This is a genomic window from Nocardia sp. CC213A, assembly GCF_030766805.1.
GTDB classification, from domain to species: Bacteria; Actinomycetota; Actinomycetes; order Mycobacteriales; family Mycobacteriaceae; genus Nocardia; species Nocardia otitidiscaviarum.
In genome coordinates this window covers 80,474-107,194 of sequence record NZ_JASFXA010000010.1, presented here as the reverse complement: position 1 = coordinate 107,194, position 26,721 = coordinate 80,474, and the positions used below count along the sequence as shown (strand labels likewise).

General features: G+C 68.2%; 27 protein-coding genes and 1 tRNA gene. 12 read left to right on the top strand and 16 right to left on the bottom strand.

The genetic code is table 11. The annotated features are described in order from the left end of the window. Nucleotides 1–118 precede the first annotated feature (118 nt). Entirely contained in the window at nucleotides 119–1,723 is a 1,605-nt protein-coding gene (locus tag QJS31_RS19790) for a succinic semialdehyde dehydrogenase (protein WP_282779874.1), read from the top strand. A 12-nt stretch (nucleotides 1,724–1,735) separates the two neighbouring features. Here QJS31_RS19790 and QJS31_RS19785 read toward each other — a convergent pair whose 3' ends face one another. Together QJS31_RS19785 and QJS31_RS19780 are read right to left on the bottom strand one after the other, a co-directional pair. Further along, nucleotides 1,736–3,307, bottom strand: coding sequence for a mucoidy inhibitor MuiA family protein (locus QJS31_RS19785; RefSeq protein WP_306357360.1), 1,572 nt, complete (start codon nucleotides 3,305–3,307; stop codon nucleotides 1,736–1,738). Nucleotides 3,308–3,317: 10 nt separating this feature from the next. Beyond that, nucleotides 3,318–4,184, bottom strand: a complete 867-nt coding sequence (locus QJS31_RS19780; protein ID WP_306357359.1) for a hypothetical protein — start codon at nucleotides 4,182–4,184, stop codon at nucleotides 3,318–3,320. 165 nt (nucleotides 4,185–4,349) lie between these two features. On the opposite strand from QJS31_RS19780, the gene QJS31_RS19775 reads away from it, so the two are divergent. Together QJS31_RS19775 and QJS31_RS19770 are read left to right on the top strand one after the other, a co-directional pair. Next, nucleotides 4,350–6,128 (top strand): exonuclease domain-containing protein, encoded by a 1,779-nt coding sequence (locus QJS31_RS19775; RefSeq protein WP_306357358.1) that lies wholly within the window; start codon nucleotides 4,350–4,352, stop codon nucleotides 6,126–6,128. A 119-nt stretch (nucleotides 6,129–6,247) separates the two neighbouring features. After that, nucleotides 6,248–6,682: a DoxX family protein gene (locus QJS31_RS19770; RefSeq protein WP_306357357.1), complete on the top strand. Its 435-nt coding sequence runs from the start codon at nucleotides 6,248–6,250 to the stop codon at nucleotides 6,680–6,682. A gap of 224 nt (nucleotides 6,683–6,906) precedes the next feature. Here QJS31_RS19770 and QJS31_RS19765 read toward each other — a convergent pair whose 3' ends face one another. From QJS31_RS19765 to QJS31_RS19740, 6 genes are all read right to left on the bottom strand, one after another. Further along, a complete protein-coding gene (locus QJS31_RS19765; RefSeq protein WP_195144860.1) occupies nucleotides 6,907–7,230 on the bottom strand; it encodes a transcriptional regulator in 324 nt (107 codons plus the stop codon). After that, nucleotides 7,218–7,670: a hypothetical protein gene (locus tag QJS31_RS19760; RefSeq protein WP_306357356.1), complete on the bottom strand. Its 453-nt coding sequence runs from the start codon at nucleotides 7,668–7,670 to the stop codon at nucleotides 7,218–7,220. Before QJS31_RS19760 ends, QJS31_RS19765 begins: the two co-directional genes overlap by 13 nt. Before the next feature lie 261 nt (nucleotides 7,671–7,931). Continuing rightward, a tRNA-Pro gene (locus QJS31_RS19755) sits at nucleotides 7,932–8,005 on the bottom strand. A gap of 64 nt (nucleotides 8,006–8,069) precedes the next feature. Beyond that, entirely contained in the window at nucleotides 8,070–8,867 is a 798-nt protein-coding gene (locus QJS31_RS19750) for a hypothetical protein (protein ID WP_306357355.1), read from the bottom strand. 420 nt (nucleotides 8,868–9,287) lie between these two features. After that, nucleotides 9,288–10,148, bottom strand: coding sequence for a hypothetical protein (locus QJS31_RS19745; protein ID WP_306357354.1), 861 nt, complete (start codon nucleotides 10,146–10,148; stop codon nucleotides 9,288–9,290). A gap of 469 nt (nucleotides 10,149–10,617) precedes the next feature. Continuing rightward, nucleotides 10,618–11,583 carry a metallophosphoesterase gene (locus QJS31_RS19740; RefSeq protein WP_306357353.1) on the bottom strand — a complete coding sequence of 322 codons (966 nt, stop codon included), beginning with the start codon at nucleotides 11,581–11,583 and terminating at the stop codon, nucleotides 10,618–10,620. 122 nt (nucleotides 11,584–11,705) lie between these two features. Between QJS31_RS19740 and QJS31_RS19735 the strand changes: the two genes are divergently transcribed. Further along, nucleotides 11,706–12,170 carry a GatB/YqeY domain-containing protein gene (locus QJS31_RS19735; RefSeq protein ID WP_282784922.1) on the top strand — a complete coding sequence of 155 codons (465 nt, stop codon included), beginning with the start codon at nucleotides 11,706–11,708 and terminating at the stop codon, nucleotides 12,168–12,170. 366 nt (nucleotides 12,171–12,536) lie between these two features. On the opposite strand, the gene QJS31_RS19730 is transcribed toward QJS31_RS19735, so the two are convergent. Next, nucleotides 12,537–14,900 carry a transglycosylase domain-containing protein gene (locus QJS31_RS19730; protein ID WP_306357352.1) on the bottom strand — a complete coding sequence of 788 codons (2,364 nt, stop codon included), beginning with the start codon at nucleotides 14,898–14,900 and terminating at the stop codon, nucleotides 12,537–12,539. A gap of 299 nt (nucleotides 14,901–15,199) precedes the next feature. On the opposite strand from QJS31_RS19730, the gene QJS31_RS19725 reads away from it, so the two are divergent. Beyond that, nucleotides 15,200–15,523, top strand: a complete 324-nt coding sequence (locus tag QJS31_RS19725) for a WhiB family transcriptional regulator (RefSeq protein WP_029932757.1) — start codon at nucleotides 15,200–15,202, stop codon at nucleotides 15,521–15,523. Between the two features lie 156 nt (nucleotides 15,524–15,679). Here QJS31_RS19725 and QJS31_RS19720 read toward each other — a convergent pair whose 3' ends face one another. Together QJS31_RS19720 and QJS31_RS19715 are read right to left on the bottom strand one after the other, a co-directional pair. Further along, nucleotides 15,680–16,849 carry an ArsA family ATPase gene (locus tag QJS31_RS19720; protein ID WP_282785919.1) on the bottom strand — a complete coding sequence of 390 codons (1,170 nt, stop codon included), beginning with the start codon at nucleotides 16,847–16,849 and terminating at the stop codon, nucleotides 15,680–15,682. A 1-nt stretch (nucleotide 16,850) separates the two neighbouring features. Then, nucleotides 16,851–17,870 (bottom strand): ArsA-related P-loop ATPase, encoded by a 1,020-nt coding sequence (locus tag QJS31_RS19715; protein ID WP_306357451.1) that lies wholly within the window; start codon nucleotides 17,868–17,870, stop codon nucleotides 16,851–16,853. A 173-nt stretch (nucleotides 17,871–18,043) separates the two neighbouring features. On the opposite strand from QJS31_RS19715, the gene QJS31_RS19710 reads away from it, so the two are divergent. The 3 genes from QJS31_RS19710 to QJS31_RS19700 all read left to right on the top strand — a co-directional run bounded on the left by QJS31_RS19710 (nucleotide 18,044) and on the right by QJS31_RS19700 (nucleotide 19,682). Further along, nucleotides 18,044–18,208, top strand: a complete 165-nt coding sequence (locus tag QJS31_RS19710) for a DUF4177 domain-containing protein (protein ID WP_085996322.1) — start codon at nucleotides 18,044–18,046, stop codon at nucleotides 18,206–18,208. Next, nucleotides 18,208–18,687 carry a RidA family protein gene (locus QJS31_RS19705; RefSeq protein ID WP_282785920.1) on the top strand — a complete coding sequence of 160 codons (480 nt, stop codon included), beginning with the start codon at nucleotides 18,208–18,210 and terminating at the stop codon, nucleotides 18,685–18,687. Before QJS31_RS19710 ends, QJS31_RS19705 begins: the two co-directional genes overlap by 1 nt. A gap of 191 nt (nucleotides 18,688–18,878) precedes the next feature. After that, complete coding sequence (locus tag QJS31_RS19700) at nucleotides 18,879–19,682, top strand: MBL fold metallo-hydrolase (protein WP_306357351.1); 804 nt, start codon at nucleotides 18,879–18,881, stop codon at nucleotides 19,680–19,682. Nucleotides 19,683–19,742: 60 nt separating this feature from the next. On the opposite strand, the gene QJS31_RS19695 is transcribed toward QJS31_RS19700, so the two are convergent. The 3 genes from QJS31_RS19695 to QJS31_RS19685 all read right to left on the bottom strand — a co-directional run bounded on the left by QJS31_RS19695 (nucleotide 19,743) and on the right by QJS31_RS19685 (nucleotide 21,591). Beyond that, nucleotides 19,743–20,159 carry a hypothetical protein gene (locus QJS31_RS19695; RefSeq protein ID WP_306357350.1) on the bottom strand — a complete coding sequence of 139 codons (417 nt, stop codon included), beginning with the start codon at nucleotides 20,157–20,159 and terminating at the stop codon, nucleotides 19,743–19,745. 198 nt (nucleotides 20,160–20,357) lie between these two features. Then, entirely contained in the window at nucleotides 20,358–21,032 is a 675-nt protein-coding gene (locus QJS31_RS19690) for a Crp/Fnr family transcriptional regulator (RefSeq protein ID WP_011206875.1), read from the bottom strand. 316 nt (nucleotides 21,033–21,348) lie between these two features. Beyond that, a complete protein-coding gene (locus QJS31_RS19685) occupies nucleotides 21,349–21,591 on the bottom strand; it encodes a hypothetical protein (RefSeq protein ID WP_029932752.1) in 243 nt (80 codons plus the stop codon). Between the two features lie 268 nt (nucleotides 21,592–21,859). Here QJS31_RS19685 and nth point away from each other — a divergent pair, with 268 nt between their 5' ends. The 4 genes from nth to QJS31_RS19665 are packed head-to-tail and all read left to right on the top strand — an operon-like array spanning nucleotide 21,860 to nucleotide 25,138. Further along, a complete protein-coding gene (gene nth, locus QJS31_RS19680) occupies nucleotides 21,860–22,540 on the top strand; it encodes an endonuclease III (RefSeq protein ID WP_282785698.1) in 681 nt (226 codons plus the stop codon). Between the two features lie 53 nt (nucleotides 22,541–22,593). Further along, the gene (locus tag QJS31_RS19675; protein WP_306357349.1) at nucleotides 22,594–23,211 is read left to right on the top strand and encodes a TlpA disulfide reductase family protein; all 618 of its coding nucleotides are present in this window, start codon (nucleotides 22,594–22,596) and stop codon (nucleotides 23,209–23,211) included. Continuing rightward, nucleotides 23,208–23,948: a CoA pyrophosphatase gene (locus QJS31_RS19670; protein ID WP_282785695.1), complete on the top strand. Its 741-nt coding sequence runs from the start codon at nucleotides 23,208–23,210 to the stop codon at nucleotides 23,946–23,948. The genes QJS31_RS19675 and QJS31_RS19670 overlap by 4 nt, the downstream gene beginning before the upstream one ends. Then, a complete protein-coding gene (locus QJS31_RS19665; protein WP_282785694.1) occupies nucleotides 23,945–25,138 on the top strand; it encodes a MarP family serine protease in 1,194 nt (397 codons plus the stop codon). The genes QJS31_RS19670 and QJS31_RS19665 overlap by 4 nt, the downstream gene beginning before the upstream one ends. Before the next feature lie 51 nt (nucleotides 25,139–25,189). Here the strand turns inward: QJS31_RS19665 and QJS31_RS19660 are convergent, their stop codons facing one another. Together QJS31_RS19660 and QJS31_RS19655 are read right to left on the bottom strand one after the other, a co-directional pair. Then, complete coding sequence (locus QJS31_RS19660) at nucleotides 25,190–26,143, bottom strand: alpha/beta fold hydrolase (RefSeq protein WP_306357348.1); 954 nt, start codon at nucleotides 26,141–26,143, stop codon at nucleotides 25,190–25,192. A 22-nt stretch (nucleotides 26,144–26,165) separates the two neighbouring features. Further along, nucleotides 26,166–26,675, bottom strand: a complete 510-nt coding sequence (locus QJS31_RS19655) for a phage holin family protein (protein ID WP_306357347.1) — start codon at nucleotides 26,673–26,675, stop codon at nucleotides 26,166–26,168. Nucleotides 26,676–26,721 lie beyond the last annotated feature (46 nt).

Sequence of the window (26,721 nt, the reverse complement as noted above, 5' to 3'; positions counted from 1 at the left end):
CTTACCGGAGATTCTGGGACGAAAGTACCCGGCGGCGTTGTACAGAACAATAACGTGTTCTAGTTTGGAACGTGGTGACCGCCGTCACGGGCGGGGCGAGCATTGGAGAGAGGTCCCCATGGACACAACGAGTACGCGCAGTGAGTCGCGGGCGAAGCTGCCGCCGCGGATCACGGAATCCTTGATCAACCGCCTCACCGCCATGGTGACCGCGGGGCAGGCGGGCGAACCCCGCGAACCGTACGAGATGATCGAGGTCTACACCGGCGATATCGTCGGCGAACTGCCGCAGTCCTCGCCCGAAGACGTCGAGAAGGCCGTCGCCACCGCCCGCGCGGCACAGCGCGAATGGGCCGACTGGCCGCTGGAGAAGCGGCTCGCGGTCTTCGAACGCGCCCACGAACTCATTCTCACCGAGATCGAGACCCTGGCGACGCTGATCCAGATCGGCTGCGGCAAGTCGCGGCGCATGGCCATCGAGGAAGTGTGCGACACCCCGATGGTCATCGCCCACTACCTCAAGACCGCGCGCAAGGTGCTGAAGTCGAAGCGGCGCACCGGGCCCATGCCGATCATCACCACCTCCACCGAGGAGCACCGGCCCAAGGGCGTGGTGGCGGTGATCGCGCCGTGGAACTTCCCGTTCGCCATCTCCATGTCCGACTCCACCCCGGCCCTCATCGCGGGCAACGGCGTGGTCATGAAGCCGGACAACAAGACCGCGCTGTGCACGCTGTACGGCATCGAACTGCTGCACAAGGCGGGTATGCCGCGCGGGCTGGTGCAGGTGGTGTGCGGCGGCGGCCCCGACGTCGGCCCCGCCCTCATCGACAATGTCGATTTCGTCATGTTCACCGGCTCCACCGCCACCGGGCGGGTCATCGGCGAACAGGCCGGACGCAATCTCATCGGATGCAGCCTCGAACTCGGCGGCAAGAATCCGATGATCGTGCTCGACGACACCAACCTCGACGAGGCCATCCCCAGCGCCATCTTCGCCGTCTACGGCAACAGCGGGCAGGCGTGCATGCATATCGAGCGCATCTACGTGCACGAACGCATCCACGACGAATTCCTGCGCCGCTTCGTCGCGGCCGCGAAGGAACTGGGCGACAAGGCGGGCGCGACCTACGACTTCGGCCCCGAATTCGGCTCGCTGGTCTCGGTGGACCACATGAACCGGGTGGCGGCACACGTCGACGAGGCCCGCGCCAAGGGCGCGACCGTGCACACCGGCGGCAAGGCGCGCCCCGATATCGGACCCGCCTTCTACGAGCCGACGGTGCTCACCGGCGTCACCCCGGAGATGGAGCACGCCACCAAGGAGACCTTCGGCCCGGTGGTCGCCATCTACTCCTTCCGCGACGAGGCCGAGGCGATCCGCCTCGCCAATGCCACCACCTACGGACTCAATGCCAGCGTGTGGGGCGGCGACCTGGACCGCGCCCGCCGCGTGGCCGAGCGGCTGGAGGCGGGCAGCGTCAATATCAACGACGGATTCGTGACCACCTATGCCGCCAAGGGCACGCCGTCGGGCGGGGTGAAGCAGTCCGGTGTGGGTACCCGGCACGGCGCCGCCGGGCTGCTCAAGTACACCGACACCATCAATATCGGCGTGCAGAAGAAGCAGATCCTCGCCGCCCGCTCGGGGATGCCCTACGAGAAGCAGCTCAAGAGCACACTGGTCACCCTGCGGCTCATGAAGAAGCTGCGCATGGGCTGAGATGCCGCCGCGCTAGCGCCAGCCGGTGATCTCCACACCCTTGGCGACATCGACGCGGAAAGAGAGGCTCACCGACTCCGTCTCGCCGGGCGCGATCTCGAGCTTCCAGGTGATCTCGCCCAGGTCGGAGGTCTCCGCCGGCGTGGGGGAGGTGCGCACATCCTTGACGGTGATGGCCTCGTCGCGCGACACCGGCGACTGGTCCAGGACGGTGACGGTGATCGCGGCGGGCGTGTGATTGGCGATGGTGGTGCGGTATTCGGCCTCGCGGCGGCTGGTGCTCGACAAGGTGGCCTTGCTCGCGGTGCGGCGCACCAGTTTTCGCTCGATCCGAATGCGATCGTCCACGCCCAGCGCCAATTCCAGCTCCTCGCCGGGAGCCCAGGTGTCGATGCGCGTGCTGCCGACGAACTCCTCCCCGCGGAAGACCGACGCCTTGCCCGCGCGCAGCGTGTGTTCGGAGTTGTTGGTGACCTCGGCGCGCAGGTATGCCTCCTCGGCCTGGACCGGGGCGGTGATGTAGCCGAGGCTCGCGGGAAACTCCAAGCGCGCCAGCGTGGCCCGGTGCCCACGGGCTCCGGTGGGGATGGCGGTAGGGCGCATGGTGCGATAGGTGCTCGCCGTCGCGCCCTGCTCCAGATCGGCGAACTCGTCGGCCATCGGTGCCATGGCCGCCATCTCGACCTCGTCGGCCGCACCGGCGAATGTCATGGCGGGGCCCGCGGCCCGAGCGCGCATCGCCATTCCGGACGCGGGCGGCGCGCCCACCGGCAGCGGCCGGTTCCGGTCGAGGAACCACGGCCGCAGCTCCGGCACCGTCACGGTGACCGCCGGGCGCGCCGTGGACAGCGCCAGCTCGCACTCCGGCCAGTTCTCGCCGGTGTGCTGGGTCACCAGGCCGTACCACACCACCTCGACGTCCTTGTCACCCACGCGAACGTCATAAGCCGGTTCCCAACTCGCGTTCTCGACCACGTAGGAAAGCTCCAACTCGGCCGCACCCGTGCCGGTCGCCTCCAGCTCGACCACGACTTCCGTACTGTCCCTGCTGGATTGGCGACCCATCGACTGGATGCGGCGATCCAGGGCGTCGAGCTCCTCCTGGGCTTCGTCGCGCCGGACGGCGATCGCCCGCCGCGCCTTCAACGCCTGTGCCAGCTGCGCGTCCAACGCGCCGCCGACCGTAGCGATCCGGCCGGGCTCGGCCTTACCCTTCGCCAACGCCTGCGCGAAGCTCTCGGCACTGCTGCGCGCCAGCCCGGTGAGCATCTCGACCTTCGTCGCCGCGGCCTGCTCCTCATCGGCGATGCCGTCGATCGTGGCCTGCAACGCCTTCCGCTGCGCGGCCAGCTCCCGTCGCTTGGCATCGGCCGGATCGGGGTGGTGCGCGGTCCGCACATCCACCCCGACGATCCGCGCCGGCCCGGAACCGGTGACCCGCACCGAATCCGCGTCCATAACCACCGGCAATCCGGCGAAAACGATGCGCGGGCCCTCGGCCACGTCGAACTCGGCCCGCCGGGTGACCCTGGCCTGCTGTGGATACACGGTGACGGCGACGATCGGCGCGGTAACGGTCGGCATGATGCCGAGGCTAGTCCGCCGTCAGCGTGAATGCCGCCGTCCGCACCACATCCCCGTGCCGGAAGTCCAGGAACAACCGGTAGGTGCCCCGCCCCGGTACGGCGGTGTGGAAGGCAACCTCCGGCCCCGCGGCCGTAACCCCATCTCCCGGTTTACCATTCGGATGCACGTGCACATAGGCGAGATCGCCCGCCCGCAGTATCACCAGGTGACCGTAGGCCGCCAGATACGGCTGGAGATCCGTCACGGGCACGCCATCCTTGCGCACCGTGAGTGTGAGCAGCCGCCCCGCACCCGCCTCCAGATCGCCGTCCAGGGCGACCTCGAACCCGTCGACCGCCGCGATGCGGCCGGTAACGGGCACCGGCCGCGGCCGGTAGTCGCCCGCGACGGCGAAATCCGCCCCGAGCGTAATGGTCTTGCCCAGCGCCGTCGGCGCGATATCGGTGAACGCCCGATAGGCCCCCGCCTCCGGCAACGTCAACCGCACCTCCCAGATCCCGTCCTCCCCCCGCACCGGATGCACATGCCAGAACCCATCCAACTCCCGCCGCACCACGATCAGATGCAATTCCCGATCGTGAACAGGCGCGAAGTCGGTCACCGCCTTCCCATCCGGCCCCACGATCCGGAACCGAAAGTCGACTTCCCCTGCGCGAACGATGTTCTCGACCAGTTCGAGCGTGTACCCGTCCTGTGTCACCTGCAGCCCACCGGGCGCGCCATGAGCAGCGTGCTCCCCGTGCCCACCGTGCCCACCGTGCCCACCGTGCTGTCCGGCGTCCCCTCCATGTGTCGCATGGCGGGCGTGGGCAGCGTGCGCCGCATGGTGGGCGTGCGTGGTGTGTCCCGCGTGGGCGGTGTGCTGAGTGGTCATGGCTGGTACCTCCGGACGGCCGAGCTTCTTCGTTGTCTCGAACCTATACCCCCTAGGGGTATGTGGCAACTGGTCGATTTCGTGAGGTGGACCACGATCGAAATGCTTCAGCGTGTCTTCGCGTGTCGGTGGAACATCTGACCTACTCGGCGCGATGGGCAACGCGTGCAGGGGAATTCGATACCAAATCACGAAGTCGGGGCCGGGCCGTTCGTTGTGGTCGATGTGGAGACATCGGGGCTGCACGCGGCCTCCGATCGGGTGCTGTCGGTCGCGGCGATCGCCGTGGACGAACAGGGCGATGTGATTCACGAGTTTCACACGCTCATCGACCCCGGCTGTGATCCCGGGCCGGTGCACATTCACGGGCTCACGCGAGCGCGGCTCCATGGTTCGCCGCGTTTCGATCAGGTGCGCGACCAACTCTCGGAGGTGTTGGACGGCCGGGTGATGGTCGCGCACAATGCCAGATTCGACTACGACTTCCTGGCCGGTGAGTTCCGCAGGACGGGCGCGATCCTCCCGATCCGGCAGCGACTGTGCACCCTGGCCTTCGCCCGCGCCATCGCCCCACCGCTACCGGATTTCCGCCTCGCTTCCCTCGCAGCGCATTACGGCGTCGAGCAGCGTCGAGCACATGACGCTCTCGATGATTCGCGGGTACTGGTGGGCGTGTTGAAAGGTCTGCTCGAAGACGCCACTCGGCTGGGTATGCGGGCCCCGCTACTGCAGTGCCCGCCGAAGGATACGAATCGTCACCTGTGGCGCGGCAAACCCAAGATGCAGTGCGGTTTCGTCTATCCCGGCAGGATGACCGATCGTGGGCCGCTCGTGCAGGGGATGAAGGTCGCCATCACGGGGGATACGACCACCGACCGAAACGCGCTGATCGACAAGGCGGAGGCTGCGGGCCTCGATGTCACCGGTGCCGTGAGCCGGTTGACCAGTGTGCTGGTCACCAACGACCCGCAGTCCGGGACCGGTAAGGCGGCGAAAGCGCGGGAATACGGCACCCCGATCATCTCCGAGGCGCGGTTCCTCGAACTGCTCGGCGCAGTCCTGCCGGGTGCGGACAAGCGTGCGGACACACAGTCCGGGAGCACGTCTTCGGGGGCTCGCGCGAAGCGCAAGGTCGAGGCAGCGGGACCGCTGAGTGACCGGCGCATTCTCGTCCTGGGCGGACAACATGCCGAGGCGGTCGAAATGCGTAAGCGCATAACGGAACTCGGCGGTTCCGTCGCCGTCAACCTGTCGGCCAGCGTGACAGATGTGCTCGTACTGCCGGGCGGCGAGACGGATAAGCGGCTCGCGAGAGCGGCGACTCTCGGCCTCCCGATCTGGGGGCCGGAGCTGCTCGAGCCGGGCAGGACCGCCGACACCGGATCGGTGGGAGTGCCTGATCGTGAGTTCACCGTCGATCCTGTGGTCCTCGCCCGTGGTCAGGTCGTCGACCTGCCCACGGAACCGTGCGGCAACGACTGGACACTGCGGGCTGCCTGGCATCCGACCGGTACAGCCGAGGTGGATATCGTCGCGTTCCTCGTCGACGGCAGCGAACGGGTCCGTGGTGACAGCGATTTCGTCTTCTACAACCAGCCCGAAACAGATGGTGTGCGTTTGACCGTCGACGGTCCCACCGAACAGTCGCTGACCATCGCCATCGACGAACTCCCGGATCACTGCCGCCGCATCGTGCTGGCGGCCGCCCTGGACGGGCCGGTCGGCACCTTCGGTGACCTCGGCCCGATAGAGCTGGAAGCGGCGACCCCCAAGGCGGCTCCGATGGTCCGAGCCACGCTCGACGCCGCCACCGAGGAACGGACCCTGATTCTCGCGGAGATCTACGAGCGCGCGGGCAACTGGCGCGTCCGTGCGGTCGGACAGGGGTATTCGACCGATCTGGCGGTGCTCGCGCGATCGTATGGGGTCGAAGTGAGCGACTAGGTCGGTGCCGGACCGTACCGAAAAAATTTCTCGCGGACAGCGATGAGTCTTCGGGGAGTGCTCCGTCCTATCTGTTGAACGCGCTACCAACCCGGCGCGACCGACCAGAAGGACCAGATATGACCACCGCCAACCCCTCCGCGAACTTCTCCGACACCGCCTACCGTCCCGGCAAGATCCGCAACCGCGTCCTGTGGACCCTGCAGATCGTGCTCGGCCTGTTCTTCATCATCGCCTCCGGCGGACCGAAGCTCGTCATCCCGAACACCGTGATGGACAACGCCCCCGAGAACCTGACCATCCCCCTCGGCCTGCTCATCTTCATCGGAGTCGTCGAGGTCGCGGGCGGTATCGGCCTGATGGTTCCCCGCCTGAGTGCCCTGGCCGCCGCGGGCCTGTCCGTTCTCACCGTGCTCGCCGCGGGAACCCAGGCATTCATTGCCGACGCCCCCGAGATGGCGATCTTCCCCCTGGTCCTCGCCGCGATCTTCGCCTGGATCGCCTACGAGCGCCGCGCCACCATCACCGACCTGCGCAAGTCGCTCTCGCGATGACAACCCCATAAGCACGACCGGCGATCGGTGGGTGACCACCGATCGCAGTCGCGTGTCCGGGTCGATCGCCTGTCGGGTTGGCGGCAATCGATCCACATGGCCAGCTGGCGCCACGCCTATCCGAGCGGGGCGCCAGCTGGCCGTCGTGTGTGCGGTGGATGGCGACCGTAACCGCATGCCCCGTAGTACGTTCCGTGCGGTGCCGCAGTCCTGCAGGACTTATTTCAGTGCTGGAGTGGACGTTGTCTCTCGCCGGTGTTCTCTCGCGCCCTGCGCGCGAGCGCGGTGAGAGCCTCGAGGTGGTCGCGGTAGGCTTTTCGGCCGCTATCGGTAAGTGCCAGCCAAGTTTTCGGCCTGCGTCCCACGTACCCCTTCCGGATGGTGATATATCCGGCGTCGTCGAGGACGGTCATCGCCTTCGACAAGGTGGATTTGTTCAGCTCGCACTGTTCGGTGATCGTTCCGAATTCGGCCTCGCTGCAACCCTCGAGGAATGCGACCAGTTTCAGGCGGGGGAGTGAGGCGAGTAGTTCGCTCAGATCCGCCACGGGATGCCTCGCTGTCGTGCCAGTACGAACCAGATCCAGCCGCCCATGGCCATTCCGAACGGAATAAGCGGCCCCCCTTCCAGACTGGTGCCGACGATAGCGCCGAAGAGTATCGGCACTAGGAAGACCGATACTCGCGCCCAGCGCCGCGCCGGGCGCTGCCACATCGCCCGGGGCCGCACCCCGTCATTCCGCTGCGTGAAATGCAACCACGCCATGAGGGCGGCGAGCGTGAGCAGCAGTGCGGTTCCGGTGAGTGTGAGTTCGATATTCGTTTCACTGCGGGCGGGCTGTCCCAGGTTGAACAGGACGAGTCCGCTCCCGCCGAGCAACCCTGCGACCGGCGGCACCCATCCGGGCATGGCGGGTGCGCGGCGGGCTTGTTCGGTGGCGTCTGCGGCGATTTGGAGTGCGTCCTGCGGCGTTGGTGCGGCGTTCACAAGTCCACTCTATGTCAACTAGTTTCCATTCATCAACTAGTATCTCTCCCGGGAGAAGGCGCACTCGAGCGAGACGGAGTCGAGGGTGAGTCCCGCACCGACCCGCGAGATGCAATAGGTCCGATGGGCGAATGCGATTCAGCAACAGGCGACCGTGCTGCGGACGAGCGTCGATGGAAGGGGCATCGAACGGCCTGGAAATACGAATCGGCCCCGACCATTGGAAATGGTCAGGGCCGATGCTGTGTCTCAACCAACACGTCGGGGTGACAGGATTTGAACCTGCGACCTCTTCGTCCCGAACGAAGCGCGCTACCAAGCTGCGCCACACCCCGTGAAGCGAACGGGGAGTAGCTTAGCGCACGGTGGGGGTGGACGTTAAATCGGCTGGTCAGGGGATCAGATGAGGCGGAGGGTGGTGAGGAGGCGGCGGGCGAAGGTGGGGTCTATGGAGCGGTCTACGCCGGTGTCGGCGGCGATGGTGAGGACTATGGAGTTGGTGGTGCCGCCGGAGACGGCGAAGGTGTAGACGGAGAAGGTGTCGGCGCAGCGGGGGTCGGGGGCGGTGAAGGTGCCGGTGGTTTCCATGAAGACGCCATGGAGGGAACCGTCGGTGTTGGTGAGGGGTTCACCGGGGGTGGAGGTGACGGCGGAGCCGGTGGTCCAGCCGATGCGGGCGATCCTCTCGCCGATCTCGCGGGCCGAGGCGGTGGCGTCGGGGTTGGTGGTGGCGCTCAGGAACATGTTGGTGCGCACGAAATCGGTGCAGTAGTTGACGCCCTCGGTGGTGAGGCCGGAGACGGGGACGGTCTCGTCGGCGCTGGCGAACTCCTTGATCGACTCGTCGAGCACCCAGTCCTGCGGGACATCCCAGGCCGCGCCGATATCGGTGGGCGAGATCACCTGATAGCCGGGGATGACCGGCGGCGGCGTGGTCGGCCCCGTCGTCTGCTGGGTGGTTCTGGTCGTGGTGGTCGGCTCGGCCGCGGAGGTGGTGGTGGTCGGACCCGCGACCGGTTCCTCGGAGCCGCGGTTCACCAGGATGACGGTCACCGTGGCGACCAGCGCCAGCACCACGATGCCGATACCCGCGAACAGCAAGCCCTTTCGGCCGCCGCCGGGCGGCGGACCGTACTGGTTCGGAGGGAACGGCGCGCGGCCGGACTGGTACGGGTTCTGCGCCGACGGACTCGTCATCGTTCCGAACGGATTCGGAACGGTTCCGGACGGGTTCGAAAAAGGTCCGGAGAGATGCGGAACAGGTCCGAATGGAGGCGAAGTAGGTCCGGAAGGATGTGAAGCAGGTCCGGATGGAGGCGAAGCAGGTCCGGAAGGATGTGATTGTGGCGCAGTGGGATTCGGCACCGGCCCGGATTGCTGCGGTGCGGGTCCGGGCGCATGCGGCGGATAGCCACCGTACCCGCCTGGTGCACCGTACCCGGCCTGCGTCGTCGGGTCGCCGGGCTGCTCCGGGTAGCGCGGCTGCGACTGCCACCGCGAACCGGGTTCGGGAGCGCCCTCCCACCATTCCGGATTCCGCTGCGTCCCATCGTCATCGCGGTCGTTGGAGCCACTGGTCATGGTCGACCCCCCTGTTTCTTGCGGCCGCCGATCCACCTAGATGGGGCGGAGAGTGGCCAGGAGTTGCTTGGCGAAATCTGTGTTCACGGCCTTGTCCACACCCGTGTCCGCGATGATGGTCAGCACGAAAGCGCCACTGTCGCCGGGGAATCCGAAGGTGTAGATGGCGTAGGTGGACGCGCAGCCCGGGCTCGGCGCGGGAGCGTTGCCGGTGGTTTCCACGAAGACGCCCTGCAGCTTGCCGTCGGAGGTCCGGAACGATTCGGCGGGGCCCGGTGTGGAGTCCGTGGAGGTGGTGTAGGCGAATCCGATCACACGGGTGGTGACGTCGGAGATCGCCCGCACCGGATCGGATTCGTCGGATTGGGTCAGGAACATATTGGTGCGCACGTAGTCGGGGCAGTAGCCCGCGCCCTCCTGCGCCACCCCCGCCACCGGCAAAGCGTCAGCGCCGTAGCCGATTTCGACGGTGCTCCGGTCGATCTCCCAATCGGCGGGCACATCGTAGGCCGCGCCGTTCTCCGGAAGCGCGACCACCTGGTAGCCGGGGATCACCGCGGCGGGCGTGGTGGGGCGCGCCGCCGTGGTCCGGGGAGCGGTGCTCGTGGACGGTGCGGAGCTCTCCGTGGTCAGCGCGCTCACCATGGACGGGGTGCTGCCCGGCGAGGCGGAATCGGCCGAATCCCGGTTCGCCAGCGCGACCGCCGTGACCGCGCCGACCACCACCAGCGCCAGCGCACCGATGCCCGCGAACAGCAAACCCTTGCCGCGCTTGCCATTCGGCGGCTGGCCGCCGCTCTGAGGCCCGTATCCGGGTGCACCACCGTACGGCGGCTGCCCGCTGTATCCAGCTCCGCTGTATCCGGCCCCGCCGTATCCGGCGACGGTCTGATCCATCGGACTCGCCTGGTACGCGGCGGTCGGCGGCCCGGCAGGAGACACGCCGTATCCGGCCGGAGAAACGTCGGGTCCGCCGGGAGAGAAGCCGGGCCGAGGTTGAGCCGCGTCGGGCCATGGCTGGCCACCCGGCGGGGGTGGCTGGTACCCGGCGGGCGCTCCCGCCTGGTACGAGCCGGAGTCACCCTGTGGCTGCGACGGATAGGGCCCCGACGGATGAGGCCCTGACGGATAGGGCCCCGACGGATAAGACTGTGAGGTGGGCGGATACCGGCCGGTGGCGGGCGGCTGCGTCATCGGGTCCGGCGCTCCCCGCCCCGGCTCGTCCGGCCCGTAGCTCCCCGGTCGCCACTGCGCATCCGGATCGGGCGCGCCCTGCCACCACTGCGGCTCCGGCTGATTGCGGTCGTCGCCACTCATGGTCGTCCCCTGCCTGTCGTATCACCGCGTTGTATATCGCGGCCGACGCCTATCGCGCAGCAGTGGCCGAAGACGCGGTGATCCCGCGCCCGCTATCGGCGGCCGGCTTCTTCGGCGGTGCGCCCACCAGCGTGAGCAGGGTGGCCTCGGGGCGGCAGCAGAAGCGGTACGGGGCCCACGGCGAGGTGCCCAGGCCAGCCGACACATGCAGGCGGGTGTGTGCGCCCCAGCGCGACGCGCCCTTGACCCGGGAGCGGTCGATGCCGCAGTTGGTGACCAGCGCGCCGTAGAACGGCAGGCACAGCTGGCCGCCGTGCGTATGCCCGGCCATGACCAGGTCGTAGCCGTCGTCGGCGAAGCGGTCCAGCACCCGCGGCTCGGGGGAGTGGGTGAGGCCGATGCTCAAGTCCGCCAGGGGGTTCGGCGCGCCCGCCACGGTGTCGTAGCGATCCCGCTTCAGGTGCGGATCGTCCACGCCCGCGGTCGAGATCTTCACCCCGGCGACCTCGATATCGCGGCGCACGTGCGTCAGGTCCAGCCAGCCCCGCTCGCTGAAGGCGGCGCGCAGATCCTGCCACGGCAGCGGGTCGCCGAAGACTCGCTTGTGGTCGGACTTGAAGTACTTCAGCGGATTCTTCGGCACCGGCGCGAAGTAGTCGTTGCTGCCGAAGATGAAGATGCCGGGCCGCGCCAGCAGTCCGCCCAGCGACTGCACGACGGACGGCACTGCCTTGGGGTGCGCCAGGTTGTCGCCGGTGTTCACCACCAGATCCGGTTCCAGCCGATCCAGCTCCCGCACCCACGCCTGCTTCAACTGCTGGCCGGGTGTCATGTGCAGATCGCTGATGTGTAGCACGCGTAGCGAGGGCTTACCCGGTTCGAGCACCGGTAGCGTCGCCTCCCGCAGCACGAACGCGTTCCGTTCGATGAGCGAGGCGTAACCGATTCCGGCGACCGCGGCCCCGGCGGCTCCCAGAGCGGCGTTTCGCAGGGCGGAGGTCGAGATGACGGGCATTCGCCCAGAATAGGCGACCTGCGGGGGAAACATCGACTTGTGTGAGGCGTGGACCACACCGGGGCGTCGACACCGGGAAAAAGAGTGGCGGGTGCGGGGGCCGCGAGCGGTAGCGTGAGCGCATGTCGGAACTCAAGGCGAAGCTGCGTACGGACCTCACGGCCGCGATGAAGGCCAAGGACGCGCTGCGGCTCAACACGCTGCGCATGCTGCTGACCGCCGTGCAGAACGCGGAGGTCGCCGGTACCGAGGCTCGGGAGCTCTCCGATGCCGAGGTGATCACGGTGCTGTCCAAGGAAGCCAAGAAGCGCAACGAGGCCGCCGTCGTCTACGAGCAGAACGGTCGCGGGGAACTCGCCGCCAATGAGCGCGCGGAGGAGTCGATCATCGAGGAGTACCTCCCCACGCCGCTCACCGACGCGGAGGTCGCGAATATCGCCGACACCGCCATCGCCCAGGTGGCCGAGGAGAACGGGGAGCGCCCCGGCATGAAGCAGATGGGCCAGGTCATGAAGGCCGCGACCGCTCTGGCGGCGGGCCGCGCCGACGGCTCGCGGGTTGCCGCAGCGGTCAAATCCAGGCTCTGACCCGCGCGTGCGGCTTGCGTCGGTGGGCGCGGGAGCCGTTTCTCCCGGCTCGGACCGCACGGGGTTCCGGCGCGGTCCGGTGCGGGCGGCGAGCGCTCGCTCGTAGTATCCGGCCTAGTAGGAGTGCGATCGGCACCGAGCACACAATCCAGATGATCAGCACTGTCAGCAGCACCGTCATGGCCGTCCGTCCCTTCGCCCGCGCTGTCTGTCGGTACGGATAGCCAACACTTTGCGAGACCGACTGGACAGGGCCGAAAGGCATTTTCGACGGATAGTTCTCCGCCTGATAGGTGGGAATACGTGCAAAAAGGACAAATTGCCCGAAGTGTGCTGCACTTCGGGCAATTCGCATTCTCGCGCCGGCTAGCGCGGGATGGGTATCGGCAGCGGTATCGGTGGCAACTGTGGCAGACCGGGCAGGCTCGGTAGGCCGGGCGGCGGTCCCGGTGTCTGCACCGGGACCGGGCGCTCACTGCCGTCGCTCACGTAGATGGTGACCACCGAGCCCGGAATCGCCGATCCGTCCGGCGAGATGCTGAGCACGGTGCCCTTGGTCGGCCCGGGGGCGGAGGCGACCGACACCTGGAAGCCCGCGCCGATCAGGGTCGAGGTGGCCTCGCCCTGGCTCATGCCGACGACATCGGGGATCTGGGCATTGTTGGAGCCGCGCACATACTTGTCGTCCAGTGGCGGGAACGCCAGCGGCGGGAAGCGGTCGAGCACGTTCTTCATCGCGCCCATCCAGGTGCGGGCCGGTTCGTTACCGCCGAACAGGTCGCCGCTGTAGCAGTTGCGCAGCGGGAACGAGCAGATCTCGCCGGGTGTCGGGGTGTCGCCGTAGATGTAGGCCGCACCCGCGAACGAGTTGGTGAACGCCAGGAACGCCGAGGAGCGGTGCGATTCGGTGGTACCGGTCTTCGCCGACAGCGGCCCGTTCCAGCCCACCGAGCGGGCCGCGCCCGCCGCCGTACCGCTGATGTCGTCCTTGCCCATGGCATTGGCGAGGGTGTGCGCCAGACCCGGCTCCACCACCTGCTCACACGCCTGCTGCGTCAGCGGCACCGGTTTGCCGTTGCGGTCCAGCACCTCCCGGATCGGGGTGGGCGGGCACCATTTGCCGCCGGAGGCCAGCGTCGCCGCCACATTCGACAGCTCGAGCGGATTGATGGCGACCGGCCCGAGCGTGAACGAGCCCAGGTTCTGGTTCTTCACCATGTCGGCCAGGCTCTGGTTGCCGAAGCCGGAGGTGCCGGGCTGGGTGTAGGAGCGCATGCCCAGCCGCACCGCCATATCCACCGTAGGCTCCACGCCCACGTCCCGGATCAGCTTGACGAAGGTGGTGTTGGGCGAGGTCGCCAGCGCCTCGGTCACCGACATGGGCGACTTGTAGGAACCGGCGTTCTTCACGCAGTAGGTCTCGGCCGGGCAGCCGGGGGTGTTGGAGTTACCCATGCCCCGGGCCTGGAAGGTGGACGGCACATCCAGCTGGGCGCTGATGCCGAGGCCCTTCTCCATGGCGGCGGCGGTGGTGAACAGCTTGAACACCGAGCCCGCGCCGTCACCGACCATCGAGTACGGCTGCGGCTGCACCGTCTGATTCGCCGCCGCGTCGAGTCCGTAGGTGCGGCTCGACGCCATGGCCAGCACCGGATGCGAATCCTGGCCGGGCGCGACGATATTCATGACCTGGGCGATGTCGTCCAGGTTCGGGTCGGCGTTCTGCGTCACCGACGCCTTCACCGCGTCCTGGACGACCGGGTCGAGGGTGGTGCGGATCAGGTAGCCGCCCTTGTCGATCTGGTCGCGGCTGATGCCCGCGTTGGCCAGGTATTGGAGGGCGTAGTCGCAGAAGAAGCCGCGGTCGTAGGCCGCGATGCAGCCGCGCGGCAGTCCTTTGGGCTCCGGCAGCACGCCCAGCGGTTCGGCCTTGGCCTTGCGGAATTCGTCGGCGCGGCTGGGAATGTTCTGGATCATGGTGTCCAGTACGGTGTTGCGCCGCTCCAGCACGCCCTGCGGGTTGGTGTAGGGGTTGAGCTTGGAGCTGGACTGCACCATGCCCGCGAGCATGGCCGACTGCACCACGTTCAGATCCTTGGCGTCGATGCCGAAGTAGGTCTGCGCGGCGTCCTGGATGCCGTAGGAGGAATTGCCGAAGGGCACCAGGTTCAGATACCGGGTGAGAATCTCGTCCTTGGTGAGCTGCTTGTCCAGGGTGAGCGCCATCCGGATCTCGCGGATCTTGCGGGCCGGGGTGGTCTCGATGGCGGCGCGGCGCTCGGCGTCGGTCTTGGCCACCACCAGCAGCAGGTAGTTCTTCACGTACTGCTGGTCGAGCGTGGAGGCGCCCTGCTGCACTTCACCGCTGGAGGTGTTGGTGAGGAAGGCGCGGAAGGTGCCCTGCCAGTCCACGCCGTGGTGGTCGGCGAAGCGGCGGTCCTCGATGGACACGATCGCCAGTTTCATGTCGTTGGAGATCTTGTCGCTGGGCACCTCGAACCGGCGCTGCTCGTACAGCCAGGCGAACGGGGTGCCGTTCGCGTCGACCATGGTGGACACCGCGGGGACAGTGCCCTCCACCAGTTCGGCGGAGACATTGTCGACGGCGTCCGCGGCGCGGTTGGAGATGTATCCGAATCCACCGGCGAGCGGGAAGAGCAGCCCGGCGAGCAGCACGGCGGCCAGTACGCAGCTGCCGGCGAGTCTCGCGAGCGTTCGTGATATCGGCACGAGTCCTAGCCTAATTGGCCTCGCGGGCACTCGGTGTGCGCGTGTCGTCGGCGTCGGTTTGTCACAAATGAGGCCGACTGCCCGGTTCCATGTCTCGATTGCATGGACGGACGTACCAGAAAATCTCAGCACGGTCTTGCGCAGGGCGCGCACCACTATCTAGATTGAGAACCCAGTGTGATAGAGCTAACACTCAAAGTGGAATGTGGTGCGGAACGCAGCGGGGTTGGGTAGCTGCGCGTCGTACGCGATTCTGGAGCGCCGTGACCCGGTGTTCGGACTGCAAAGGGGCACACCAAATGCACATGACTACCCCGATCGCTCGATTGGATGTGGAGCAGGCCGAAGCGAGAATCGCCTGGGTTTCCCAGGCCCGATGCAAGGAAGTGGATCCCGACCAGCTGTTCGTGCGTGGCGCGGCGCAGCGCAAGGCGGCCACCATCTGCCGGCATTGCCCGGTGTTGATGGAGTGCGGCGCTGACGCCCTCGACAATCGCGTCGAGTTCGGAGTGTGGGGCGGCATGACCGAGCGGCAGCGCCGGGCGCTGTTGAAGCAGCACCCGGAGGTGACCTCCTGGGCGGATTTCTTCCGCGTCCAGCGTCAGCAGAAGGTAGCGATGTAACCCGTATACCGATTAGCAGAACGGACCGAGCCCGCATATAGCGGGCTCGGTCCGTTTCTGGGGCAGAATCGGTCGTTTCGCACAGACCGTACCAATCGGAAGAGGGTCACTTATGTCCGATTGCTACTGCGGTGCAGCGTGATCCGACTGTCACATTCACGCCGATCGGGCCGGCGTCGCGGCCTCGGCGAGCTGTGCGCCCACCGCCCGTAGCGCCTCCAGATCGGCGACCTCGAACGGCAGCGCCGTGACGGTCGCGATCGGCACCCGCGGATGTGCGCCCGTGAACCGGTGCAGCAGGTGCTGCTCACGCCGGGCTGTCTCGGCGCGGTGCGCGTGAATGCGCAGTACGGCGGCGGTCAGCGTGGCCGCCGTCGCCTCGGCGTTCTCGGTGCCGTCGGCCGGGGCCAGCCGGCCGGCGGCCACCAGCGCCTCCTGCGCGGACAGCGAACTCAGCACCGGGTGGGTGCGATTGAGCACCAGCCCGGCCAGCGGCATCTTGTCCGTGGAGAGCCGATCCACGAAGAACGACGCCTCCCGCAGCGCGTCCGGTTCGGCCGCCGCCACCACCACGAAGTGGGTGCCCGGCCGCGACAGCATGGCGTAGGTGCGGTCCGCGCGATCCTGGAAGCCGCCGAACATGGACTCCAGCGACTGCAGGAACAGCGAGGCGTCCTTGAGCAGCTGCCCGCCCACGATGGTGGACACACCGCGCAGCGCCAGGCTCATGGCCCCGGTCACCAGGCGGCCCACGCCGCGACCCGGCATCATGATCACGCGAATCATGCGGCCGTTGAGGAAGTTCCCGAGCCGCTTGGGCGCGTCCAGGAAATCCAGCGCATTGCGCGAGGGCGGGGTGTCGACCACGATCAGGTCCCATTCGCGCTTGGCGGCGAGCTGGCCCAGCTTCTCCATGGCCATGTACTCCTGCGTTCCGCCGAAGGACGAGGCCACCGTCTGGTAGATCGGGTTGGCGAAGACCTGCTCGGCCTTCTCCGGACTGGTGTGCTCGAGCACCATCTCGTCGAAGGTGCGGCGCATATTCAGCATCATGGCGTACAGCTCGCCCTTGGCGTCGGGGCCCAGTTGCACCCGCTGCGGGGTATTGCCCAGGTCCGACACGCCCAGCGACTGCGCCAGCCGCCGCGCCGGGTCGATGGTCAGCACCACCACGCGACGGCCCTCCTCCGCGGCCCGCAGTGCGATGGCGGCGGCCGTGGTGGTCTTGCCCACGCCGCCGGACCCGCAGCACACGATGATGCGCGCGGCCGGATCCTTGATGATCGTCGAGAAGTCCAGCGGGACCGCACTTGCCGGAAGAATCATGTCAGCGAACCCCCTGGGCGCTCAGATATTCGGCCAGCTCGTAGAGCCCGCCCAGATCCATGCCGTCGGCCAGCGACGGCAGGTACAGCCGGGAGATGTCCACCGCGGCGAGATCCGCCGCGCTCTCGTCCTGCGCCTGCAACCGCGCCGAATGTTCCACGGCCTCGGTGACCAGGCCCTGGAAATCCTGCTCCGACAGCGTGATTCCGGCCTCGGCCAGACCGGACTTCAGGGCCTCGGCGTCGAGATCGCCGCGGGCCACCTCGGCCCGCACGGTGCGCGGCAGATAGCCCTCGCTCGCCCGGTTCACGATCACCGTCCCGATATTCAGGTCGTTCGCGGTCAATTCGGCGACCGCGTCGGCGGTTTCCTGCACCGGCAGCGCCTCCAGCAGCGTGACCAGGTGGATCATCGTCTGCTCGGAATGCAGCAGCTTGGACACGCCATCGGCCTGCGCGGCGATCGGCCCGCCCTTGGCGATCTCCGCCATGGCCTGGGTGACGTCCAGGAAGCTGGCGATGCGGCCGGTCGGCGGGGCGTCGATGACGATCTCGTCATAGGCCGGTGTGCCCGACTTGTCGACGCGCACCGCGCATTCCTTGATCTTGCCGGTGAGGATCACGTCCCGCAGCCCCGGCGCGATGGTGGTGACGAACTCGATGGCGCCCACCCGGCGCATGGCGCGGCCGGCGAAACCCAGGTTGTAGAACATGTCCAGGTATTCCAGGAACGCATGCTCGACATCCAGGGCCAGCGCCACCACCTCGCCGCCGCCGTCCGCGGTGGCGATGCGGGTCTCGGTGGGCGGCAGCGGTGGTACGTCGAAGAGTTGGGCGATGGACTGCCGACCCTCCACCTCTACCAGCAGCACCCGACGACCACCGGCCGCCAGTGCGAGCGCCAATGCCGCCGCGACCGTCGACTTCCCGGTCCCCCCTTTCCCCGAGACATAGTGCAGGCGGGCCTTCTCGGCCCGCTGCGGCCATCCTGTTTGGACCCCTGGCTCCGCCGAAACGGGCACTGCGATCGGTACTCCCACGTTCGCGAGCCTATAACTCGTTCCTTATTCCTGCCCAGAGGATGACGAGGACTGTCTGGTACACCACGTTTCGACGGGCCGATTCCCGATCCGTTCGGCGCGGCCGGGAGGGGCCGGGGATGCCTTGCGCGGCACCCGAGCTCTACGCTCACCCCATGAGTGATGTGACCGCGTGGGAATACGCGACCGTGCCGCTGCTGACGCATGCGACCAAGGCGATCCTCGACCAGTGGGGCGCCGACGGTTGGGAACTCGTCACCGTGCTGCCCGGACCGACCGGTGAGCAGCACGTGGCCTACCTGAAGCGGCCCAAGAACTGATGAGCGCCGCAGCGGCCACCAACTGGGCCGAGAACCTGGAGAAGCTGGGGCTCACCCTGCCCCCGGTCGCGGCACCCGTCGCGGCGTACATCCCCGCCACCCGCAGCGGCATCCACGTCTACACCTCCGGGCAGCTGCCCTTCCGCGACGGTGAACTCACCGCCGTCGGCAAGGTCGGCGCCGAGGTGAGCATCGAGCAGGCCAAGGAGGCGGCCAAGTACTGCGCGCTCAACGCGCTGGCCGCCGTGCACGGCCTGGTCGGGCTCGACAACGTGGTGCGGATCGTGAAGGTCGTCGGATTCGTCGCCTCCGCACCGGGATTCACCGACCAGCCGGTGGTCATCAACGGCGCGTCGGAACTGCTCGGCGAGGTCTTCGGCGAGGCGGGCGTGCACGCGCGCTCCGCGGTCGGCGTCTTCGAACTGCCGAAGAACACCCCCGTCGAGGTCGAACTGATCGCCGAGGTGCGCTCTGTTTGATTTGCCCTCCGCTGCGCTCCGGGCGGGTTCGCGGCGCTGAAGGTCTCGGTTCTTCCCTCCTCCGCTTCCCTCCTCCGCTCCGTCAGTCCAGAACCGAGACGCGCCGCGAACCAACGGGGCGTGACGCAGGGGGCGGGGGTGTAGGAAGGCGGGTCTGGTGTGTGGCGGCTCGATCCGGTAAGGACGGGGATATGACCCTCAACCATCCCGCGTACGAGCGGGTGCGACAGGTGACGCCGAGCGCCGCGGTGCTGCTGGCGGACAATCCCGGCCAGATGACGCTGGAGGGCACCAACACCTGGCTGCTGCGGGCGCCGCGGGTGTCGGGGTGGGTGGTGGTGGATCCTGGTCCCAAGGACCGGGCGCACTCCGAGGCCATCGCGCGCGCCACCGACGGGGATATCGCGCTCACCCTCATCACCCATCACCACCACGACCACACCGGGGGCATCGACCGGCTGGTCCGGCTCACCGGAACGCCCGTGCGGGCGGTGGACTCGGGCTTCCTGCACGGCGGCGGCACCGAACTGGTGGACGGCGAGGTCATCGAGGCGGCGGGCGTCCGGCTGACCGCCGTGGCGACCCCGGGGCACACCGCCGACTCGGTGAGTCTGCTGTTGGACGGCCCCGACGACGCCGCGGTGCTGACCGGCGACACCGTGCTCGGTAGCGGCACCACGGTGCTGGAATCCCGTGACGACGCACTCGCCGACTACCTGGACTCGCTGCGCCGCTTGGCCGAGATCGCCCCCGGCCGAACACTGCTCCCCGCCCACGGACCCGACCATCTCGACGCCGAACCCGTGATCGCCTACTACCTGAAGCACCGCGAGGAACGTCTCCAACAGGTCCGTGACGCATTGGAGAAGCTCGGCCCCGAGGCCAAGTCGCTCCAGATCGTCGCGCACGTCTACGCGGATGTGGACAAGCGGCTCTGGCCCGCGGCCCGCAGCTCGGTGCAGGCGCAGCTCGCCTATATCCGCTCACACGGGTAGTCGCGCGAGTAGGCCGGGCCGCCACTCCCGGTGACGGCCCGGCCTGTCGCGGCGTCCGATTCACCCCGCCGCGACGGCGACGCGGGTGCGGTGGGTGAGACGGCGGGTTCGCAGCAGACCGCCGAGGTAGGCGGCCGGGAGACCGGTGGCGGCCACGGCCAGGGCGTACCAGTGCGGGCCGATATTCATGTTCCAAGTGGCGATGGCGGCGCCGAACCCGCCGACGGTGCCGAGGGCACCCAGAACCAGTGCGTGCCGCATGGGATGGGCGGGGGCGAGGCCAGCGGCCACGTAGGCGCCGAGTACGGCGAAGCCGGTGCGGTACAGGATCACGGACAGCACGACCGGGACCGGTGCATAGAGATGGCCGCTGGGCAGGTATCCGCTGGATTCCAGGACCAGGTCGGTGGCGCTGGACGCGGTGGCGGCGACGGCGAATCCGGCGACGATGGCGCCGATGCTCTTCAGGATGTTCATGATGGCTCCTCGAGGCTCGAGCTGGTTTCCCCTATGGGGGTTCTCGCCTCTTGGTCGGAGCCGATCACGCGGTCTCGACACACTTCGTCGACACCGTCGAGAAAATTTCGGCCATCGGCGTCAGGACACGCGTGTGGGCCGGGTCGTCACCGGTGTGGTGACGACCCGGCCTCCGCGAGTCTGTGGTTCTCCCCGGCGTCAGCGGGCGCGGCGGGCCAGGCGCTCCGAATCGGAGATCAGCACGCTCTTGCCCTCGAGGCGCAGCCAGCCGCGGTGCGCGAAGTCGGCCAGGGCCTTGTTCACGGTTTCGCGGGAGGCGCCGACCAGCTGGGCGATCTCCTCCTGGGTGAGGTCATGGGTGACGCGCAGGGCGCCCGCCTCCTGGGTGCCGAAACGCTGTGCGAGCTGCAGCAGCGCCTTGGCGACACGACCCGGCACGTCGGTGAAGATGAGGTCGGCGAGGTTGTTGTTGGTGCGGCGCAGACGGCGCGCCAACACTCGCAACAGCTGCTCGGCGATCTCCGGCCGCTGATCGATCCACGACTTCAACGCGTCGCGATCCATCGTGACCGCTCGCACCTCGGTGACCGTGGTGGCCGTCGAGGTACGCGGACCCGGGTCGAAGATCGACAGCTCACCGAACATGTCCGACGGGCCCATGATGGTCAGCAGGTTCTCCCGACCGTCCGGAGACCGGCGGCCGATCTTCACCTTGCCGGACGTGATGATGTACAGGCGGTCGCCGGGCTCACCCTCGTTGAAAATGACATGGCCGCGCGGGAAGTCCACGGGCTGAAGCTGTTTGGCGAGGGCCGCCACGGCGGTTGGCTCGACGCCTTGGAAGATGCCTGCTCTGGCGAGGGCCTCGTCCACGAATGTGCTCCTTATGGGAAATGGCTCTGTCCTGGACCGAAGCTGATTCGGCCGACAGTGCAGTCTACTTTGCAATATGTCCGGGTAGTGATAGACACCACGCGCCGCGTTCAATCTCCGACACGCTGAGGCCCTTTTCACGACGCCCACTGTCGGCCCTCGCGACACACAGAAGCCCACTACAGCGACACGCGGTCCGTTTCCTGCGACACACGGGTCCGGTGCTCACGACACGCAGAACATAATTCTGCGACACGCGTAATTTTCGCAACCTGCGGGTCGGCCGCGTCGCATTCGGGCGGCCGCTGTGCGGCGCTCAGCTGGCCTGCGCCACATCCATGGCTTCACCGCGGGTCCGCCGCGGCCGCGGGCGCGCCGCAGCGGCCGGAAGTCCCAATTTGGTCAGATCGCTGACCTCGGCATTCGTCGCCCTATCCAGGTACTGCCGCACCTCTTCGTCCGGTTCGAGCAGCTTGCGGAGCCGGTTCTCGACTCGTTCCATCCCCAGTGCGAACAGCATCAGCACCACCGGGAAGAGCACCACAGCGAGTCCTTGCATACGGGTGAGTAAACACGCCCAAGGTCTCAGATGGAACACGGGAGGTGCGCAGCCCGGTTGTCGGCCGGTTCTGGTTCCGTAAGGTGGACGCGTGCGTGTCTCCGAATCCAGCGCTGCCGCGCGAAGCGGTAAAGCGCGGTCCGCCGATGCCGTCGTGCCCGCGGCGGCGAGTGAAGGCGCCACCGCGCCGCGAGCGTTCGAGCGACCGGTGAAAGCGAATCCGCGACGCAATGAGACCCGTACGGGTCTGGTGCGCCGCGCCCGCCGGATGTACCGCGATCTGACCGTCGCATTTCCCGACGCGCACTGCGAACTCGATTTCACCACGCCACTCGAATTGGCCGTGGCCACAATTCTTTCCGCGCAGTGCACCGATGTACGGGTGAACATGACCACCCCGGTGTTGTTCGCGAAGTATCCCGATGCGCGCGCCTATGCCGAAGCCGATCGCACCGAGCTGGAGGAGTACATCCGGCCGACCGGTTTCTACCGCAACAAGGCGTCCGCGCTCATCGGCCTCGGTCAGGCGCTCATGGAGCGCTACGACGGCGAGCTACCCGACACCCTCGACAAGCTCGTGCAGCTGCCCGGCATCGGGCGCAAGACCGCGAACGTCATCCTCGGCAATGCCTTCGATGTGCCCGGAATCACGGTCGACACCCACTTCGGCCGCCTGGTGCAGCGCTGGAAATGGACCACCGAGGAGGACCCGGTCAAGATCGAGCACGCGGTCGGAGCCCTCATCGAGCGCAAACACTGGACCATGCTCTCGCACCGGGTGATCTTCCACGGCCGTCGCGTCTGCCACGCCCGCAAACCGGCGTGCGGGGCCTGCCTGCTCGCCAAGGACTGCCCCTCCTACGGCACCGGACCCACCGATCCCGCCACCGCCGCCGCCCTGGTCAAGGGACCCGAGACCGAGCATCTGCTCGAGTTGGTGGGGCTGTGAGACCCGAGCGGTCGGGGGACGAGCAGAGATCACGTGGACTGTCACAACGGCCGGTGCTGCGGTGGACGCTGCTCGCCGTCGTGGTGGCCGTCGCGCTGACGGTGGCGCTGTGGCCGCGCGACACGAACGACGACACCACCGCCGAGGGCGGCGCGACCCGCCCCGTGCCGGTCGTATCCGAACAGGATCGCGCCGCCGCCGCGCTGGCCGCGTGCCCGCGGCCCAGCGGCGCGCCCGTCGGTGACGGCCCGCTGCGCGGCATCACGCTGACCTGCCTGGCCGACGGGCAGCCCGTCGATCTGGCCGCCGCCCTGGCGGGCAAACCCGCGCTGCTCAACCTGTGGGCCTACTGGTGTGGCCCGTGCGCAGAGGAACTACCTCTGCTACAACAGTTTTCGGATCGAGCCGCCGGTGCGGTTACGGTGCTGACCGTGCACAGTGATCCGGATGCGGTGAAGGCGTTGGCGCGACTGACCGATCTCGGCGTCCACCTGCCGGGCGTGGCGGACGCCGACGCCCGGGTGCGGGTCGCGGTCGGCACCGGCCCCTACTACCCGCAGTCGGTGTTGCTGCGGGCCGACGGCACCGTGGCCGATATCGTCCGGCGCACCTTCACCAGCGTCGACGACATCGCGGCGACCGTCGACGCCCAGCTCGGAGTGCAGGCATGAGATACGAGATTTCCACCGACGGCGTTCCGCGGTGGCTGCGCGGGGTGGTCGAACACGATCCGGCCGACCCCACCGGCATCAATCCGGTGCTGCGCCGCACCGTGATGCGCAAGGCCGTGCGGAAGGTCGCCGGTGCCGCCGGCATGACGCGCGACGCCGCCGTGCTGGTGCTGTTCGGCGGACAGCCCGACCCCGACCCCAACACGCCCGGTGGTCTGCCCGAGGACGCGAATGTGCTGCTCACCCAGCGGGCCGCCACCCTGCGCCAGCACAGCGGGCAGGTCGCCTTCCCCGGCGGCGCGGTCGACCCCGGTGACGAGGGACCGATCTTCACCGCCCTGCGGGAGGCCGAGGAGGAGACCGGCCTGGACCCGGGCGGCGTGCAGCCGCTGTCCGTCCTGCCCAAGATCTTCGTGCCGCCGTCGGGCTTCGACGTCACCCCCGTGGTCGGCTACTGGCGCACCCCCGGGGAAGTGGGGGTGGTCAGCGCGGCCGAGGCCACCCGGGTCGCCCGGGTGCCGCTGTCCGAACTGCTCGATCCGGCCAACCGGTTCGTGGTCCGGCATCCGCTCGGCTACATGGGTCCGGCCTTCGCGGTGGACGGCATGCTGGTCTGGGGATTCACCGCGGGCGTGCTCGCGGGGCTGCTCGCGGTATCCGGCTGGGAGAAAGAATGGGACCATCACGATGTGCGTGATCTACAGGCCTCGTTGGCCGCGGTAGGGATGACGTTATGAGCGCTTCGGCCTGGCTCGACCTCGGTGTCCTGATCATCGCGCTACTGGCCGCCTCCTCCGGGTGGCGGCAGGGCGCGGTCGCCTCGGCGCTCGCCTTCCTGGGCGTCGTGCTGGGGGCCGTGGCGGGCATCCTCATCGCGCCGCACATCCTCATCCATCTGAGCGAGGGCCGCAGCCGCGTTCTGGTGGGCGTGGTGCTCATCGTCGTGCTGGTGATCATCGGCGAGGTGGCGGGCATGGTGCTGGGGCGCGCCGCGCGCAGCGGGATGCGCGACCCCTTCACCCGCAGTGTGGACAGCGTGGTCGGGGCGGGCCTGCAGACGGCGGCGGTACTGGCCACCGCATGGCTGCTGGCACTGCCGCTGACCAGCTCCTCGCAGCCGAATATCGCCGCGGCCGTGCAGAATTCCCGCGTGCTGGCCGAGGTGAACACGGTCGCGCCGGACTGGCTGCGGCAGCTGCCCAACGAATTCTCCAGCCTGCTCAACACCTCCGGACTGCCCGATGTCATCGGTCCGTTCGGGCAGGTGTCGGTGGCGGCCGTGGAGCCGCCCGACGCGAGCGTGCTGCGGTTGCCGGTGGCGCAGCAGTTGCAGCTCAGCGTGCTGCGCATCCGCGGGCAGGCGCCCAGTTGCCAACGCGCGCTGGAGGGTTCCGGATTCGTGGTCGCGCCCGAACGCATCATGACCAACGCGCACGTGGTGGCGGGCACCAACAAGGTCAGCGTGGACACCGTGCGCGGGCCGCTGGCGGCCACCGTGGTGCTGTTCGATCCGATGAAGGACATCGCGATCCTCGACGTGCCCGGACTGGCCTCGCCTGTCATTCCGCTGGCGCCGCAACCGGCGGCGGCCGGGGAGAGCTCCATCGTGCTCGGCTACCCCGGCGGCGGGGCCTACTCGGCCAGCGCGGCCCGGGTGCGGGAGACCCTGGACCTCAAGGGGCCGAACATCTACCGCGACGGGAACGTGCAGCGCGAGGTGTACACCGTGCGCGGGCTGGTGCGCGCGGGCAACTCCGGCGGACCGCTGGTGGACACCGAGGGGCAGGTGCTCGGGGTGGTGTTCGGCGCGGCGGTCACCGACGAGGACACCGGATACGTGCTGACCCTCAACGAGGTTCGCGGGGAGCTGGACAACGCGTCCGCCTTCACCGCGCCGGTCGCGACGGGACAGTGTGTACTGAGCTGATCGGACGCACCGCTGACCGGACGCCCCGGGGAACGTCCGGAACTCGGCGGGCTAGGCCAGCAGCTTGGCCAGTTCGGCGGTGACGGCCTCGGGGTTCTCCTGATGGGCGAAATGTCCCGCGTCGGGAATGCCGACCAGGCGGCGTTCGGGCGCGAGGTGGTGGCCGCGGCGGACGGTGGCGGCCAGGATGTACCGATCGCCGTCGCCGTGCAGGGCGAGCACCGGGATGCGCACCGCCTCCCGCATGGTCGCCATGAAACGCTTGCCGTCCGGCCGCCACTGGCTGCGGAAGGCCCAGCGCTGGTATTCCAGGGCACAGTGCGACGCACCGGGGATGCGGATGGCGGCGCGCATCCGGATGGCGGCATCGGCGAACTCGGCGGTGTGCGACCAGCGTTCGCTCACCCGCTGTCGCAGCAGCCGCTCGATCTCCGCGCCGTCGGACTTGGTGAGCAGCCGCTCTCCGTAGCGCGGCAGTTGGTAGCGCAGGAAATTGGGCAGCCAGGCCCGCCGCTGCCGCCCGTCGCGCAGCACCATGTGCTTGAGCGCCGCCGGATGCGGTGAGCTGATCAGGGCGATGGACCGCACCACGCGCGGATGCAGCACCGCGGTCGCCCAGCACACCAGACCACCCTCGGCGTGGCCGACGAGCGTGGCCTCGGTGTGCCCGAGTGCGCGGATCAGGCCCGCCACATCACCGGCCAGGGTCCAGCCGTCGTAACCGCGCGGCGGCTTGTCGGAATCCCCGTAGCCGCGCAGATCCACCGCCACGGCCCGGAAACCGCGCGCGGCGAGTCCGGTGAGCTGGTGCCGCCACGACCACCAGAAATCGCCGAAACCGTGCAGCAGCACCACCAGCGGCGCATCCGGATCGATCGCCGGCACACCGGCACCGGGCTCCGCTTCGACCACATGGAAGCGAATGCCGTTGGCATGCACGTCCCGATGGGTCCACGGGCCCTCGTAGCGGACGCTGGACGGATCCGGAAGCGAGTTCGACGACACGCCCGGAAGCGTAATGGAAGACCTACGCTCGGAACTTGTCGAGCGCGCCCGGCGCGGCCTCGTGCGCCCCGGGCGCGCCGAAACCGCTGGGCAGCACGGTCTTCGCCTCCTTGAGCGATTCGATGGTCTTCTCGGGGGCGCGCAGCTTGCGCACCTTGAGATAGCCCAGGCCGCCGAAGGCCGCCACGGCCACCACCATCAGCAGGAAGACGAGGAGGAACGCCAGCCAGCGCCACATCCACATATCCAGCAGCTCGGCCAGGAAGAAGAAGAAAAAGAACGAGCTGAACAGCAGGATGGTCAGCGCGACGATGAAGTAGACGCTGCCCTGCAGGCCCTTCTTGATCTCCCCGGTGACCTCGGCCTTGGCGAGCTCCACCTCGGCCCGCACCAGCGTCGACATCTGCTCGGTGGCATCACGAACCAGTCCGCCGATGCTTTCGGAGCGAGCATCGACCTCGGACAGTGGAATCGAGGTGAGGGTACGGGCATGACGCCCTTCCTGACCGTTGCCGCCCTGTGTGAAGCTCAATTGCTCGACCCTTCTCCGTGTCAGTCGACCCGTCCCGGTACCGCCC